Source organism: Glycocaulis abyssi (assembly GCF_041429775.1).
GTDB lineage: Bacteria > Pseudomonadota > Alphaproteobacteria > Caulobacterales > Maricaulaceae > Glycocaulis > Glycocaulis abyssi.
In genome coordinates, this window is record NZ_CP163421.1 from 1,415,536 (window position 1) to 1,428,657 (window position 13,122).

Consider the following 13,122-nt stretch of genomic DNA (forward strand, 5'->3'; position numbering starts at 1 on the left):
CATAGGCCGCCAGCCGTTCGGGATAAAGCCATTCACGCCGCGCGCGCTGCGGCGGCGCGCCGCAGGAACACAGCAGCGCTTTCCTGCTGGCCCATGGCTGTCATCAGCCGGGCAATGACCGCAGCGCGCTCTGTCAGGGCATCATCACCCTGACTGCCCCGCATCTGCGCCAGCACCGCTCCGGACGCCATATCAAGCCGCTGGTTCATCCGGTCCAGCACACCCGCATGAGCCCCGCCCACCGCCGCGCGCGAGGCATCATCGCGCGTCAGCCGCAAAAATGTGCAGAACACTTCCATCCGCGTCGCCGCCGCCTCCAGCGCATCGCCGGAGAGTATGAGCCGCGCAGGGAGCGCCTTGTGCGGGTCGGGGACGGTCTTGTCGAGCTGGGCCAGCGCTGCGCCATGAATGGCTTCCATCTGCGCAGACGCACGCTGGCGCAGTGCCATGATCTGGCGTCCCCAGCCCCCATCCTTGCGAATGCCGATTTCGCGGCTCATCCCCACGGTCACGGTGGCAAACTGGGTCAGGGCGGTGGCCATCTCCTGGGCGGCCTCAATACTGGCGGGAATCTCGGCAAAGCCGCTGACATAATAGGCCGCATCTTCCAGCAGGGCGTCACCGATCGTGGAGACGTCCGTGCGCGAGAGCAGGAAATCATCGTCGCGCCGGGCGATTTTCTCGAACACGCGCAGGATCGCCCAGGGCCGCGCAAGGCGCGCCATCACAAGATAGAGAAACCAGACGCCCGCATCAGGGTCGGCGGCGCAGGCTGCGTCATAGCGGTCGCGCAGGGTCTGGGACAGGCCCTCCTCGAGCTCGGCAATACTGGGGGGAATATCGGCCATCGCTTTGCGCAAGACAGGCCCGGCCCGCAAAATGGCCGCGAGATCACGCACTGCCCGGAAATCACTGACCCCAAGCCGGTGGCGTAGCTGCTTTGTCGCACGCGGATCGTCGCGCAGCTCTTCAATCGCGGCCAGGATGCGCTTTGAGGCATCGGCCCGCAGCGAGTCTTCTGCCTTTTCGTCCAGCGGCATGAGCGGGTTTGCACAGCGTTCCGTCATCGCTGCGGTTATGTCCGGCGCGAGCGTCTCGTCCATCCAGCTCCAGACGGTCGCGAGCATGGCAGGGGGAATGTGCGCCAGCGACGGGCGGGCATGGGCCGGGTCAAGGCTCAAAGGGGCGAGCGGCGCGAAAAACCGTTCACGTGTATAGAGTTCCGGCTTTCGTGAGCACGCATGCAGAAGCTCGCCCATCGTCTCGTCACCCGTCCTTGCCGTCTCGACAATGCGGGCAGCGAACGCCGCAGGCAGCGCGCTCATCAGAGCACGTAGCTGGGCAATCTTGGCAGGTGTGAGCGTCGTCATAAATGCGGCCGCGACGGTAAATCCGGGTTTCAGCGTCACATTTTGCGGTTAATGGCGCGTTTCCCCTGTGCGGATCACGCCTGGCAGGACCAGCCTGGCGTCCAGTCCGCCGAGCGCGCTGACCTCCAGCGCCAGTGCCCCGCCATAGGCTTTCACCAGATCGCTGACAATCGCCAGGCCAAAGCCGGTGCCGGGGGCCTGCTCGTCAAGCCGGACACCCCGGCCCAGAACCTGTTCGCGCGCCTGCGGGTCCAGCCCCGGCCCGTCATCCTCCACGCTCAGCAGAACCGCGCCCTCCGCGCCGGTGCTGGCACTTATCTGCACGCGGCTTGCCGCCCATTTGCAGGCATTGTCGACAAGATTGCCGATAAGGTCCTCAAGGTCCTGGCGTTCGCCCCGGAACACCGGATTGCCCTCGACAGTCCAGTCCAGCGTGATGTCCCGGCGGGCATAGATGCGGCGCAGGGTGCGCCCCAGATCCTCGATCACCTCGCCCACCGGTGTGCGCGCGCCAATGGCCTTGGCGTTGGCGGCGGCTCTGGCGCGCCGCAAATGGTGCTCCACCTGCCCGGTCATCGCATCGGTCTGGCGGCGGACAAGGTCGCCCAGCCGGGTGTCATCGCCGCGCGCCTCGTTGGAGAGCACGGTGATCGGCGTTTTCAGGGCGTGGGCGAGATTGCCGACATGGGTGCGCGCGCGCTCGACCACCTCTCTGGAATGATCGATAAGCGCGTTGAGTTCATTGGCCAGCGGCATCATTTCGGACGGGTACTGACCTGAAATCCTGTGCGTTTCGCCATCGCGCACGCGGGCCACGGCGCGCCGCAGTTTGAGCACTGGCGACAGGCCGACGCGCACCTGCACCACCACGCCGACCGCCAGCAGAATGGCAAACCCGGCAAGCAGGCCGGCTGCAACGAGGCCGAATGTCCAGACCCGCCGGTCGGACGGGCGCCTGTCTTCGGCAGCGATAATGATGACCGGCCCATCCAGTCCGGGCAGGACAACCGCCCGTACCGACAGGCGCAAGGGCTCACCGTCCGGCCCGTCGGCATTGCCGGCCACGGCCTGTCCGCTCGCCGCAATAGCGGCGCTACGCAATCTGTCGGATAGAACGATGGTTTCATCCCAGAGAGAGCGGGAGCGCTCAATAGGGTCCGCACCGGCAGGCGCATTGGCGTGGCTTACCTGCCAGTAGCGGCCGGAAAACACCTGGCCGAAGCGCGGATCAAGCAGATCGCGCGTCAGCACCACACCGCCATCGGGTGTCGCCTCCAGCTGGATCAGCAGAAATTCGGCGATATTGGCCTGCCGGTTATCGAGATCGGTCAGCACCGTCTGGCGGAACACCGCCGTCAGCGACACAGCGCCAACCGTCAGCAGGATCAGTCCCCAGCTGAGCGCAAGAAGGCTCAGCCGCCTGAGCAGCGACCCGCGTTCGATCAGCGTGTCACTGCTGTCAGCGCTCACCCCGCCTTGGCCCGCGTATCTGCGCCGGGCGCCACCAGCCGGTAGCCCAGCCCGCGCACCGTCTCGATGCGCTCGGTTCCGATCTTCTTGCGCAGACGGCCGACAAACACCTCGATCGTATTGGAATCACGGTCGAAATCCTGATCGTAAATGTGCTCGACCAGCTCGGTGCGCGAGATCACCCGCTCACGATGGTGGATCATGTAGGAGAGGATGCGGAACTCGTGCGAGGTCAGCTTGACCAGCTGATCGCCGACAAACACCCGCGCGCCGCGCGTATCCACCGACAGATCGCCCATCTCGATGGTGGATGTCGCGTGGCCAGCTGCGCGCCGGGTCAGGGCACGCAGGCGCGCCAGCAATTCTTCCGGGTGGAAGGGCTTGGTCAGATAATCGTCCGCGCCCGCATCAAACCCGGCCACCTTTTCGCTCCAGCGGTCGCGGGCGGTCAGGATCAGCACCGGAAAGTCGCGCCCAGCCGAGCGCCAGCGTTCCAGCACGCTCACACCATCAAGGCGCGGCAGGCCAAGATCGAGCACAACGGCGTCATAGGGTTCGGTATCGCCCATGAACCAGCCCTCCTCGCCATCGCCTGCCTCATCCACGGCATAGCCGGAATGGTCCAGCACGTCTTTGAGCTGGCGGCGCAGATCGGGATCGTCTTCAACTATCAGGGCGCGCATCAGACACACTCCGTTGAGAAAAGTACTGGCATCACATCACCCGGCCACTGGCGGCATCAACGCGCACGTCGATCCGGCGGCCCTCCTGGGTGAGTATCTTCACGATGTAAAAAGGCGAGCCGGAGCGAACCAGTTCCACATCAAGCACCTGCGCGCCCGGATAGCGGCGGCGCACATTGTCCACCGCGACGCGGGCCGGCACGACATTGCCGGACTGGCTCTGGCTGCGGGCCTCGTCTGCGGAATAGCGTGAACGCGGGTCAAACGCCTGCGCTTCAGCGGCCACCTCGGTGGCACGCGCATCTGCCGCCACCAGGGCGGTCAGGCAGATCAGGAGAAGGGCGTAGCGTTTCATCATGCCGACATGTTTCGCACCGGAGCGCTGAACCTTATCTGAACGACCGTGTCATTCTGCAGACATGCAGGCGACGGGCCAAGCACGCATACATTAGCTTTTTAAACGCCGCCTGGGATCATATCCCGTCGGCGGGCGCCAGCTTTCTGCAAATTCTTCCAGCGCGGGGTCGCCTGACGGCAGATCGATCATCAGCCGGATAAGCTGATCGCCGCGCTGGCCGCCGCTTTTGGGCGCGCCGCGTCCTTTCAGGCGCAGGACAGAGCCTGAACTGGTACCGGAGGGGATACGCACCTCCACATCGCCATCCAGCGTGGGCGCGCGCACCTGCCCGCCCAGCACCGCCTCTTTCAGCGATATGGGAAGATCAAGGCGGATATCATCCCCCTCACGGCGAAAATGGGGATGGGGGGCGACTTTTATCTCGACCAGCAGCGCGCCGGGTGGTCCACCCGATAGCGAGCCATGGCCCTGCCCTTTCAGGCGCAGCACCTGCCCGTCATTGACGCCCGCCGGGATGGTCACATCCAGCGCCCGTCCGCCGGGCAGCGACAGGCGTTTTTTCGTGCCCAGCACCGCTTCAGGCAGGGTGATGCGCACTTGTGTGCGCAGATCAGCGCCCTTTTCGGCAGCCGGGCGGCGGCGCTGCGCCCCGGCATTCTGGGCGGCGAACAGATCAGCAAAGATGTCGCCCAGATCCTCAAACCGCCCTTGCGGCCCGCGCTGGCCGGGACCGCCACCGGGGCGCGAGCGGTAATGGAAGTGCGGGCGTTCCTGGCCCTGCCCGTCCACCTCGCCCCGGTCGAAGCGCGCACGCTGTTCAGGATCGGACAAGAGCTTGAAGGCTTGCGTCACCTGCTTGAAGCGTTCCTCGGCTGCCTTGTCGCCGGGGCGCGCATCAGGGTGCAGCTCTTTGGCCAGCTTTCGGTAAGCCTTGCGGATCTCGTCCGCCGGGGCACGTTCCGAAACGCCCAGAATCGCATACGGGTTCATCATGGTGCAGATGGGATAGCAGCGCTTTGACCGCTTGGCGATGTGGCGTGCTGCAGGGCTCAGGACAAGGGGGCAGGCAGTGCGCCTTGCGCCGGGCGCCCCGGCCCGGTCCGCGCTGACATCTGTGCCACCTGCCAGTAAGCACCAGCGGGCAGTTCCAGAGCCGTTGCAGCCGGTACGAGGATTGACGGCAGCGTGCTTTCGCCCGTCCACAGCAGCGCATCAGCGCTGTCACGCACTTCGACCCCGTAGAGCTCTTCAGCCTCGCCCAGCCCCACCTCGCCAATACCCCAGGCATCGCCCTCAAGGCGGGTGCGGCGTATCCAGCTCAAGGCGAGGTCATCGCCCTGCCAGACGGCCTTCAGATGCACTGGCGAGAGCGGGCGGTATTCCACGCCGTCATAGAGGGCTTCCACCTGCCGGGCGGATACATCGTCAAGGCTGCGCCCCGGCGGCACGGCAATCAGCGTAAGCGGCGCACCCAGCGCATTGGCATCAAGGGGCAGCACCGCGCCCGCTCCATCCAGCACCACCACGCGCGCACCGGACGGCGCGCCGCTAACGGCGCTGCCGCCAAGGCCGCGTATGAGGTCACGCAATCTCCATTGTGACGGCGCGATCAGCTCTGCGCTCGCAAACTGGATGATTTCCCACCCGTCCGGACCTTCCACCGCCAGCTGATTGACACCCGACAGCGCCGATAGAGGGGCCACGCTTTCCAGCGCACCATCGAACAGGGTGATGTCGAGCACACTTGCCCGGTCCCACCGGCCCTCAAATCCGGCGGGCAGATCGGCGGCCAGATGGCCAAGGCTCGCAGGCTGCTCCAGTTCGAGCACCGGCACCACAGACGACACATCCGGCCCGGCATGGAGCGTCAGCGGGCCGGGCCAGGGCGCAGCAAAGGCCGCCACCCACAGCCCGCCCCTCTCGGAGGCTTCACCGGGCAGGACAGGCAGGTCTAAAGCCACCAGAACGGGCCGCGATGGCGGGGCCTGATCCGGCTCTCGCGATGAAGGCTGCGTCCCGGCGAGAACAGGGTCACGCCCGCTGGCAGGGACCAGAGCGGCCTGACGGGCGGCAACCCCTTCAAGGCTTGCCACCATCAACGGCGCGTCCATGCCGGTTTCACCAGACAGGATGAGCGTATCGCCAGCCTCCACCGCCATCAGGGATGGCGGCAGCATCAGATCAACGCCCAGCGCGCCCGCCTCATCACTGCGCAGCAAACCTTGCGCCCAGCCTTGCGCCTGACCGGTATCAGCAAGGATACGCAGGCCAAATTCGGCCACGCCTTCTACCGCTGCATCGAGCCCACGCGCCGACGCCATGGCCGGGCTGTAGGCGTCATCATCGGTGATATGGGCAATGCGCACCTCGCGCACCCGCCCTGCCGCCGCTTCGTGGGTAACGACCAGCGGCGGCGCATTGCCAGCGCGCACGCAATGGCTGGCATCAAGGCTTGTGACGGCCAGCGCCGAACGCGGCCACGCGGTCACGCCGTCAGCGCGGTCTACCATGTCAAAGCCATAGAGCGCGCCGAGCCGGGCGAGCACATCGCGCGCCCGCTCCCCGCCATCAATCACCAGCCCGGCGACGAGGCCGTCGAGCCGGGTTGTATCCACGCTCTCCAGACCGGCGCGCGCGGCAACGTCCTGCACGATGCGGGCAAGGCTCGCCTGCCCGGCACGCCCGGTCAGCCAGTGGCCGAGCTGCCAGTTCGCGCCGTCATCCCAGACGGCGGAGAGGGCAGGAAACTCCGGGAAGGGCCGCGCATCCCAGGTCCAGGCATGACCGAGCGAGAGGTCTATCATCAGCCCGCCATAGAGTGGCGAGACGGGATTATTGGCACCCTGCCAATAGCCCATCAGCGCCTCCATATAGCGCCGCTGGATCACGTCATCGCGTGTGCCGCGCGAGAAGTATGGCGCGAAGCTCTCCGAGCTTTTCGGATCGATGAAGACATTGGGCTGGTTTGCGCCCTTGTCGACCGCCGGGCAGCCATATTCGATGAAGGCGAAGGGTTTGGAGCGGGGAATCCACGCCGTCGGCTGGGACAGGCGCGTGCCGGATGCGTTGCGCTCGTGATGGGCCTCGCTCCACCAGCTGCGCAAATCCTTGTAGCGCCAGATCCATGGCTCGCCCTGACCATCCGTGATGGGGGTGCGAGTTTGCGCTTCGCGGTCAGCGGGGCTGGCGTAATACCAGTCAAACCCCTCCCCGCCTTCGACCTGGCCGGTCAGATAATCCGGGTCGTGGGTAGAGGAGAAACCGGCAAGCGCGTCCAGATGGGTTGCGCCGTCGCGCCAGTCAGCCAGCGGGATGTACCAGTCGAGGCCAATAAAATCGATATTGGCATCCGCCCAGAGCGGATCGAGATGGAAGCGGCGTTCGCCCCCGCCCGGCGCATGACCCCAGTATTCCGACCAGTCCGCCGCGTAGGAGAGCTTGCACCCTGCCCCCAGCAGTGCGCGCACCTCTCCGGCCAGCGTTTTAAGGTGTGCGGTCGCCGGATAGAAGCCGGATGCGGAGCGGATAGTTGTCAGCCCGCGCATCTCCGAACCGATGAGGAAGGCATCCACCCCACCCGCCGCCGCAGCCAGGGCCGCGTGGTGCAGGATGAAGCGGGAAAACCGCCATTCATTCGGGCCGGAATAACTCACCTGTCCGGATGCCGTGCTGAAATGGGATGCGCTGGCGCTACCGAAAAAGCTCGCAACCTGCGCGGCGGCAGCGGAGCTGGCATCAACGCTGCCCGGCTGGCCGGGTGCGGGGTGGCAGGTAATGCGTCCGCGCCACGGAAAGACCGCCTGCTCGGCCCCGCCATAGGGGTCTGGCAGCGCGTTGCCTTGCGGCACATCCATCAGGATGAAGGGGTAGAGGACGACCTTGTAGCCACGGCTTTTGAGAAGCTGGATTGCCTGAATGACGCTGCGGTCAGAGGGCGTGCCGCCATAGACCGGCTTTTCCGGCCCGCCGCTGATCAGGTGCGCATTGGGACGGTTCACACCGCCAGCCTGCCAGGCATGGGGCCGGGTGATCTTGTGAAAGGACTCGATACCGGGACGAATCTCGCACTCCCCGCAGCGCAGATCGGTACCGATCCAGGCGGTGACCAGCGCCACCGAGCGGCATTCGGGCAGGCGCATGGCCAGATCGTCCAGCGCGGCCTCGATATTGGTATCGGCGCGCAGGATATGAACGTTTTCCGGCGCATCGCGTCCGTCTGCGATCTCGCGCATGACCGGCTGGCTCGCATAGGCGAACTCGCCCGATGCCGGGATCAGGCACACGCCTTCGATGAGGCTTTCCAGCGAACCGGATTCGGGTGCATCACCGCCGCCCAGCACCTCGAAGCTCAACTGGGGAATGCGCAGGCCAAAATCGTCCAGCGGCAGATCCTCGAACACCACATAGGCAAGGCCCTTGTATGCGGGCGCGGCGTCTGCCCCCTCGATCATCGCGATCAGCGGGTCGGGCAGCTGGCCTTCAGTGCCGGCATGCACGCGCATGGTGATGCGGCCCGTATCCAGCGGCGCGCCATTGGCCCAGACCCGGCCCACACCCGCAATCGGCCCCTCACACAGGGCGACGGCAAAGCTGACCGAATAGGCATAGCTGCTTGTGGAGCCGCCCGTGCCCTTGCCCGGACGCTGCTCCTTCACGCGAGTCTCACGAAAGCGCGACGCCCAGACCACCTGACCGGCAAGGCGCATCCGGCCATAGACACGCGGCACAGGACTGCCCTCGGTAGAGGTCTGGATATCCAGCCCCTCAGGGCGCGCAGGCTCGCGCCCGCCAGCGGAAAACAGGCGCGCCACGCCCTGGGCGGCAAGCGTGCGCAAGGCACCGGCGGCAAGGCGCGCGCCAGCGGCAAAGGCCATCTGGGCCATGGGAGATGTCCTTGTTCGGGAGAAAAATCAGTCAGGGATGGGAAAGGCGGCCACGGCGCTGATGCGCCTCATCCAGAAGCCGTCCAGCGGCGTTTCGGCCACTGCCCGCCCCTGCCAGGCGTGAATGATGGTCTCGGGTGTAGAGAGGATGGCGCAATGGCGTGACGGCCCGCCCGCGCGAATGCGGAAGAGCAATACGTCGCCCGGCTGGCGCGCATCGATGTCACGAGGGGCAAAATGCCGGTTCAGCGCCGCCAGTAGCGTGTCTTCGCCTGACCGCTCCGCCCAGTCCGGGCTGTAGGCGGGCAGGGTTTCAGGCTCCGGGCCAACACACGCCCGCCAGACACCGCGCACCAGGCCCAGACAGTCCGTGCCAGCGCCCTTGCAGCTGGCCTGATGGCGGTAGGATGTGCCGATCCACTTACGTGCCTCCGCGATGATCGCGGCGCGCTGGGCCGTCACCGGCGGCCTCCATCACGCAGGGGTTCAGACCCGGCATGGCGGATCAGCACATCATTGCCGGGAATATGCGGACATCCCCGGAAGCGGGCAAAATTGGCAAACTTCGCCCGGCAGGTCTCCGCCCTGCCATCGCACCCGGCTATGATCTGGAATGTATCGCCTGCCGCCAACGGGAAGGCGGGCGCGCCAGCCAGAGCGATCTGCACCGCGCCGCCGCGCAGCGCGTGGGTTTCGACACGCGCCGTGGCGCCGGCATTGGCGCCGGTCAGCCAGACCAGCCTGCCATGGGCGAACCAGCCGGGCGTGAAGCCTGCAAGTCCCTCTGCCGCGAAGCTCCGCGCGCTGGCCAACTCCACAACGCTGCCTTCGCCGGTAAAGGCAGGAACAGACACATCCACGTCGCAGCGCGCATCGCCCAGCTCCGCATCGCAAGTCTTTGAAAACACGCGGCCAATGCGCCGGTTCAGACGCGCAGAAAGCCCCGCCAGCTCGACCTCGAACCCGGCGCCGGAGCGGCGTATCTCGCCAATCTCGCCGGTGAAGACACGCACGCGGGTTTCCGGCGCTGCCCAGTCCACCCGCCAGACCTCCACGCGCGCCGCATCATACAGCCCTTTGGCGATGTCGGCGGCGCTGATCCGGTCTGAACTGACCGCCCCGAACGCCGCGCCGCGCGCCGGACTGCCAGTGTCAGAGCGGATATCGCCGGGGATGAGCCCGCTGCCGGGTTCGCACGCCACACCGTCAATTTCCAGCACGCCATCATGGTCGGTAAAGCCGAGCTGCGTGCCATCGCGGCGCGTAATCAGCCAGCACCAGGCCAGCTGCGTCACGCCGCTATCCAGCGCGGCCTGCATGGCAGGAGGAAGGGAGAGCATGGGGAGAGCTTTCGTTTACGCGTTTCACCGGCGAAAGCCGGTGCTCAGCGTTTTTCTGGATCCCGACTTTCGTCGGGAAAACGAAATAAGGGGTATCAAGTCCGCACCTCAACCAGTGGCACGCTGAAGACCGCCCCGGAGCGGAACGCATCCAGCGCGATTTCCAGCCTGTCCGTGTCAAAGCGCACGGGTACATCAAAGCGGAAACCCGCGCTGACGCTGGCGCCATCAGGTGCCGGTTCGGCCAGCACGATCTCTGCGTCGTCGAGCGTGAAGCCCGCCGCCTCGCCATTGACCGCCACCAGCACACTGCCCGCGACGGGCAGGGCAATCGGGCGCGGATAGGCGCCCTGCCCCTCGCCATAGCGTTTGAGAAGCGGGAAACGGGTTCGCGTGCCGTCGCCCAGCCCCAATAGCTGATCCACGGCACTCACCTGCGCAGACGGCAGGCAGGAGGCATGGTCGGCCGGATCGCGAAAGCGAAAGGCATGCAGCCGCCCGCGCCGCGCCTCGAAAAACGCCGTCAGCAACGCCAGATCATCCGCCGAGCGAACCCCCGGCCCCGCATCCCAGCGGCGGCGCGAATGCGCCCAGGGGCTGTTGCGTTCCTCATGGCCGCTGGCGAGCTCGACAATCTCGGTGAAGCGCTCCGGCCCGCCGCGCGCGCCCAGCCCGACGCTCAAAGGGAAGAGGATATCGTGGAACGCGCTCATAGCCGCTCACTCCCGGCGCGGACCGCGCGCGCAAGGCTCGCGGCAATCTGGCCTTCGCTGCGGCGCACGGCGACAAGCGTATCGCCGCTCGCCTGAATGGAGATGTTGATGACAGGCGCCGCCCCGGTCTGCGTGACTGCGCCATTGGCCATGGGCGTGAATACTTCCGGCCCGCGCTCGCCCACCAGATAGCTCTGGCCCGCCAGCACCGGACCGCCTTCGGCGCGCTGGCCGGCAATCCCTGCGATCTGCTGACCCAGCATCTGGCCCAGCGGATTGATGATGAACCGGTCCAGCGCCAGGCGCGCCAGCGATTGCAGCGCCTCCTCCACCATGGTGTGGATGGACAGCGAGCCGGAGCGCGCCGCGCGCTCCATGGCGCGGGCAATATCATCGCCGGTGCGTTCAAACGCGCGCGAGACCGACAGGGCAGCCTCCTCGGCCTCGCGCGCGGCGCTGGTAAGAGCGCCCGCATCAAAGCGGTCAGTATCGGGCATGGCACATGCCTTTCATGGGTTGAAATTCAGTCTGGAAAGCGCGCGGCCAGCGCCCGCAAGGCCGCCGGATCGGGCAGGTCCGAAACGCCCGTGACGGGCCGGGTCAACGCCCGCCATTCGGCAAGCGACAGCGCCCAGAAGGCACGGGGCGTCAGGCCAAGGCGCAGAACCGCAAAGCTCAAACACGCCGCCCAGTGCGCGTTCATTGCGCCGCCGCCTCGAAGGTTCGGGCGATGGCCCTTGCCGCTTCAGCGGGCGTGATAGCAAGCGCGCGGGCATCTGCCGCGCTGCCGCCCGCCCGCAGGAGGATGGAGAGCAGGTCCAGCATGCCGCTGGCGCTCAAAGAGGTGAGCTTGGGTCCGATTTCGCTCATATCGCCTGCGCCGGTCAGCGCCTCGATCTCGGCGAGCGCCCCCAGCGTCAGGCAGAGCACATGGCGCTCCCCGCCCGCCTCCAGCACGACTTCACCGCGCTGCGGATTGGCCATGGTCACAGCGCCTCGAAGCTGAGCGCGCCGGCAGAGCCAAGCGAGATGGAGAAGGTCGCCTCGCCATCATGGCGACCGGCATATTCCAGCGCGCTGATGGCAAACGGGCCTTCAATGATCCCGAAGCCCGGCATCACCAGCTGGAAGTTCGGCGTCGCGCCCGCGAAGAAGGCCTGCCTGATGGCATTATCGCCCTCGCCGGAGAGGAAGATGCCGGTGCCGGTGACGGCAGCCGTTTTCACACCCGCCCCGGCGATCAGCTCGCGCCACTGGCCGGGGCTGTCTGCATGGGTGGCGTCGATTGTGCGGGCATTGAGCGAAAGCGCTTTCGCGCGCAGGCCCGCCACGCTGGCAAAGCTCTCCGGGCTCGCGCCATTGCCGAGCTTGATGAGCATGTCCCGTCCTGCCTGGGCAGTCATGGGCGTCTCCTTTTTTGGTTGAAAATCAGGCAAGAAAAAAGCCGCCCGGAGGCGGCTTTGATCAGGTGGTGGAGGGCGCTTTACGCGGCTATGGGCCGGTAATTATTCGGGTCGTGCGCGTCGATGAGGATGGCGGGCTGAACCGTGCTGTCCTTGGTCCACTCAGCCACCTGATCAACAGACGGAGTGTCCCCGTTCACATATTCGAGTGCCTTCATGCGGATGATCATTTCCAGCGCCTGCTCCGGCTCGGACTCGCCGCGCTCCCAGCGGCCAACCGACTGCGCATCGCGGCCCACCAGCTCGGCCAGCTGGCCTTGAGACATGCCCAGCTCGGCACGCAGGAAGCGGATTTCCTTCGCGTTCAGCCGTCCATGTTTGGCCGCCACCTCGTTGACCAGCAGGTGATGGAGAAGGTTGATCTTCGGGATCGTGATGACCTTCTCGCCACCGTCATCCTGCACCACCGGAAGATCTTTCAGGATCACATTATCAAGGCCGCAGGCCGTGTAGTGATAATCTGTGCTCCTCACCATTACTCATCTCTCCACATGATTGTCAGCACCTTCAACTCGGTGCGCCCGTCAGGGACAACGACTGCACGAAGCAGCCGGTTGCCGCTATTGGGGCTTTTGCCTTCGATGCAGTACTTGAAATAGCCATCTTGCGTCGAAGGTTCAGGCTTCTCGTAAACGAACCCGGTCTTGAGAACGTGCAGCAGATCGGCTGTGAGAAGATCGCGTTCTGTCAGCCTTTGCTCCGCATGCACCGTCAAGCTCAGATCCAGCAGCCGGTCTTTCGCGCACGCATTGATACGCTTGGTCGCATCTGCCGGACTCCACTCTCCAGGTGCGGCTGCCATCCAGTTCCCTTCAGGGCCAACTTTCCTGCACACCACCTAT

Annotated in this window: 15 protein-coding genes; all 15 read right to left on the reverse strand. The window is 65.9% G+C overall.

Features of this window, described 5'->3' with window-relative positions:
* Positions 1-32: 32 nt before the first annotated feature.
* The 15 genes from AB6B38_RS06875 to AB6B38_RS06945 all read right to left on the reverse strand — a co-directional run bounded on the left by AB6B38_RS06875 (position 33) and on the right by AB6B38_RS06945 (position 13,082).
* Positions 33-1,370, reverse strand: coding sequence for a type II toxin-antitoxin system RelE/ParE family toxin (locus tag AB6B38_RS06875; RefSeq protein WP_371395018.1), 1,338 nt, complete (start codon positions 1,368-1,370; stop codon positions 33-35).
* Positions 1,371-1,418: 48 nt separating this feature from the next.
* Entirely contained in the window at positions 1,419-2,840 is a 1,422-nt protein-coding gene (locus AB6B38_RS06880; protein WP_371395019.1) for an ATP-binding protein, read from the reverse strand.
* Positions 2,837-3,523 (reverse strand): response regulator transcription factor, encoded by a 687-nt coding sequence (locus AB6B38_RS06885; RefSeq protein ID WP_371395020.1) that lies wholly within the window; start codon positions 3,521-3,523, stop codon positions 2,837-2,839. The genes AB6B38_RS06880 and AB6B38_RS06885 overlap by 4 nt, the downstream gene beginning before the upstream one ends.
* A gap of 31 nt (positions 3,524-3,554) precedes the next feature.
* Positions 3,555-3,881: a PepSY domain-containing protein gene (locus AB6B38_RS06890; RefSeq protein WP_371395021.1), complete on the reverse strand. Its 327-nt coding sequence runs from the start codon at positions 3,879-3,881 to the stop codon at positions 3,555-3,557.
* A gap of 90 nt (positions 3,882-3,971) precedes the next feature.
* Positions 3,972-4,874, reverse strand: a complete 903-nt coding sequence (locus AB6B38_RS06895) for a DnaJ C-terminal domain-containing protein (protein ID WP_371395022.1) — start codon at positions 4,872-4,874, stop codon at positions 3,972-3,974.
* Positions 4,875-4,930: 56 nt separating this feature from the next.
* Positions 4,931-8,764, reverse strand: coding sequence for a glycoside hydrolase TIM-barrel-like domain-containing protein (locus AB6B38_RS06900; RefSeq protein ID WP_371395023.1), 3,834 nt, complete (start codon positions 8,762-8,764; stop codon positions 4,931-4,933).
* 27 nt (positions 8,765-8,791) lie between these two features.
* On the reverse strand, positions 8,792-9,226 hold the full coding sequence (locus AB6B38_RS06905) for an NlpC/P60 family protein (RefSeq protein ID WP_371395024.1): 435 nt from the start codon (positions 9,224-9,226) through the stop codon (positions 8,792-8,794).
* Complete coding sequence (locus tag AB6B38_RS06910) at positions 9,223-10,104, reverse strand: DUF2163 domain-containing protein (RefSeq protein WP_371395025.1); 882 nt, start codon at positions 10,102-10,104, stop codon at positions 9,223-9,225. Before AB6B38_RS06910 ends, AB6B38_RS06905 begins: the two co-directional genes overlap by 4 nt.
* A 95-nt stretch (positions 10,105-10,199) precedes the next feature.
* Entirely contained in the window at positions 10,200-10,817 is a 618-nt protein-coding gene (locus tag AB6B38_RS06915) for a TIGR02217 family protein (RefSeq protein WP_371395026.1), read from the reverse strand.
* Positions 10,814-11,314, reverse strand: coding sequence for a phage tail tape measure protein (locus AB6B38_RS06920; RefSeq protein ID WP_371395027.1), 501 nt, complete (start codon positions 11,312-11,314; stop codon positions 10,814-10,816). The genes AB6B38_RS06915 and AB6B38_RS06920 overlap by 4 nt, the downstream gene beginning before the upstream one ends.
* A gap of 26 nt (positions 11,315-11,340) precedes the next feature.
* Positions 11,341-11,520 carry a phage tail assembly chaperone gene (locus AB6B38_RS06925; protein WP_371395028.1) on the reverse strand — a complete coding sequence of 60 codons (180 nt, stop codon included), beginning with the start codon at positions 11,518-11,520 and terminating at the stop codon, positions 11,341-11,343.
* Positions 11,517-11,801 (reverse strand): GTA-gp10 family protein, encoded by a 285-nt coding sequence (locus AB6B38_RS06930; RefSeq protein ID WP_371395029.1) that lies wholly within the window; start codon positions 11,799-11,801, stop codon positions 11,517-11,519. The genes AB6B38_RS06925 and AB6B38_RS06930 overlap by 4 nt, the downstream gene beginning before the upstream one ends.
* Positions 11,802-11,803: 2 nt before the next feature.
* Positions 11,804-12,220 carry a phage major tail protein, TP901-1 family gene (locus AB6B38_RS06935; RefSeq protein ID WP_371395031.1) on the reverse strand — a complete coding sequence of 139 codons (417 nt, stop codon included), beginning with the start codon at positions 12,218-12,220 and terminating at the stop codon, positions 11,804-11,806.
* An 80-nt stretch (positions 12,221-12,300) separates the two neighbouring features.
* Positions 12,301-12,756: a helix-turn-helix domain-containing protein gene (locus AB6B38_RS06940; RefSeq protein ID WP_371395032.1), complete on the reverse strand. Its 456-nt coding sequence runs from the start codon at positions 12,754-12,756 to the stop codon at positions 12,301-12,303.
* On the reverse strand, positions 12,756-13,082 hold the full coding sequence (locus AB6B38_RS06945; RefSeq protein ID WP_371395033.1) for a DUF4258 domain-containing protein: 327 nt from the start codon (positions 13,080-13,082) through the stop codon (positions 12,756-12,758). Before AB6B38_RS06945 ends, AB6B38_RS06940 begins: the two co-directional genes overlap by 1 nt.
* Positions 13,083-13,122 lie beyond the last annotated feature (40 nt).

What these genes read in the sequence shown, in the direction of transcription:
- AB6B38_RS06875 (WP_371395018.1), bottom strand. Translation starts at nt 1,370, where the DNA reads ATGACGACGCTCACACCTGCCAAGATTGCCCAGCTACGTGCTCTGATG.
- AB6B38_RS06885 (WP_371395020.1), bottom strand. Translation starts at nt 3,523, where the DNA reads ATGCGCGCCCTGATAGTTGAAGACGATCCCGATCTGCGCCGCCAGCTC.
- AB6B38_RS06890 (WP_371395021.1), bottom strand. Translation starts at nt 3,881, where the DNA reads ATGATGAAACGCTACGCCCTTCTCCTGATCTGCCTGACCGCCCTGGTG.
- AB6B38_RS06895 (WP_371395022.1), bottom strand. Translation starts at nt 4,874, where the DNA reads ATGATGAACCCGTATGCGATTCTGGGCGTTTCGGAACGTGCCCCGGCG.
- AB6B38_RS06900 (WP_371395023.1), bottom strand. Translation starts at nt 8,764, where the DNA reads ATGGCCCAGATGGCCTTTGCCGCTGGCGCGCGCCTTGCCGCCGGTGCC.
- AB6B38_RS06910 (WP_371395025.1), bottom strand. Translation starts at nt 10,104, where the DNA reads ATGCTCTCCCTTCCTCCTGCCATGCAGGCCGCGCTGGATAGCGGCGTG.
- AB6B38_RS06915 (WP_371395026.1), bottom strand. Translation starts at nt 10,817, where the DNA reads ATGAGCGCGTTCCACGATATCCTCTTCCCTTTGAGCGTCGGGCTGGGC.
- AB6B38_RS06920 (WP_371395027.1), bottom strand. Translation starts at nt 11,314, where the DNA reads ATGCCCGATACTGACCGCTTTGATGCGGGCGCTCTTACCAGCGCCGCG.
- AB6B38_RS06925 (WP_371395028.1), bottom strand. Translation starts at nt 11,520, where the DNA reads ATGAACGCGCACTGGGCGGCGTGTTTGAGCTTTGCGGTTCTGCGCCTT.
- AB6B38_RS06930 (WP_371395029.1), bottom strand. Translation starts at nt 11,801, where the DNA reads ATGGCCAATCCGCAGCGCGGTGAAGTCGTGCTGGAGGCGGGCGGGGAG.
- AB6B38_RS06935 (WP_371395031.1), bottom strand. Translation starts at nt 12,220, where the DNA reads ATGACTGCCCAGGCAGGACGGGACATGCTCATCAAGCTCGGCAATGGC.
- AB6B38_RS06940 (WP_371395032.1), bottom strand. Translation starts at nt 12,756, where the DNA reads ATGGTGAGGAGCACAGATTATCACTACACGGCCTGCGGCCTTGATAAT.
- AB6B38_RS06945 (WP_371395033.1), bottom strand. Translation starts at nt 13,082, where the DNA reads ATGGCAGCCGCACCTGGAGAGTGGAGTCCGGCAGATGCGACCAAGCGT.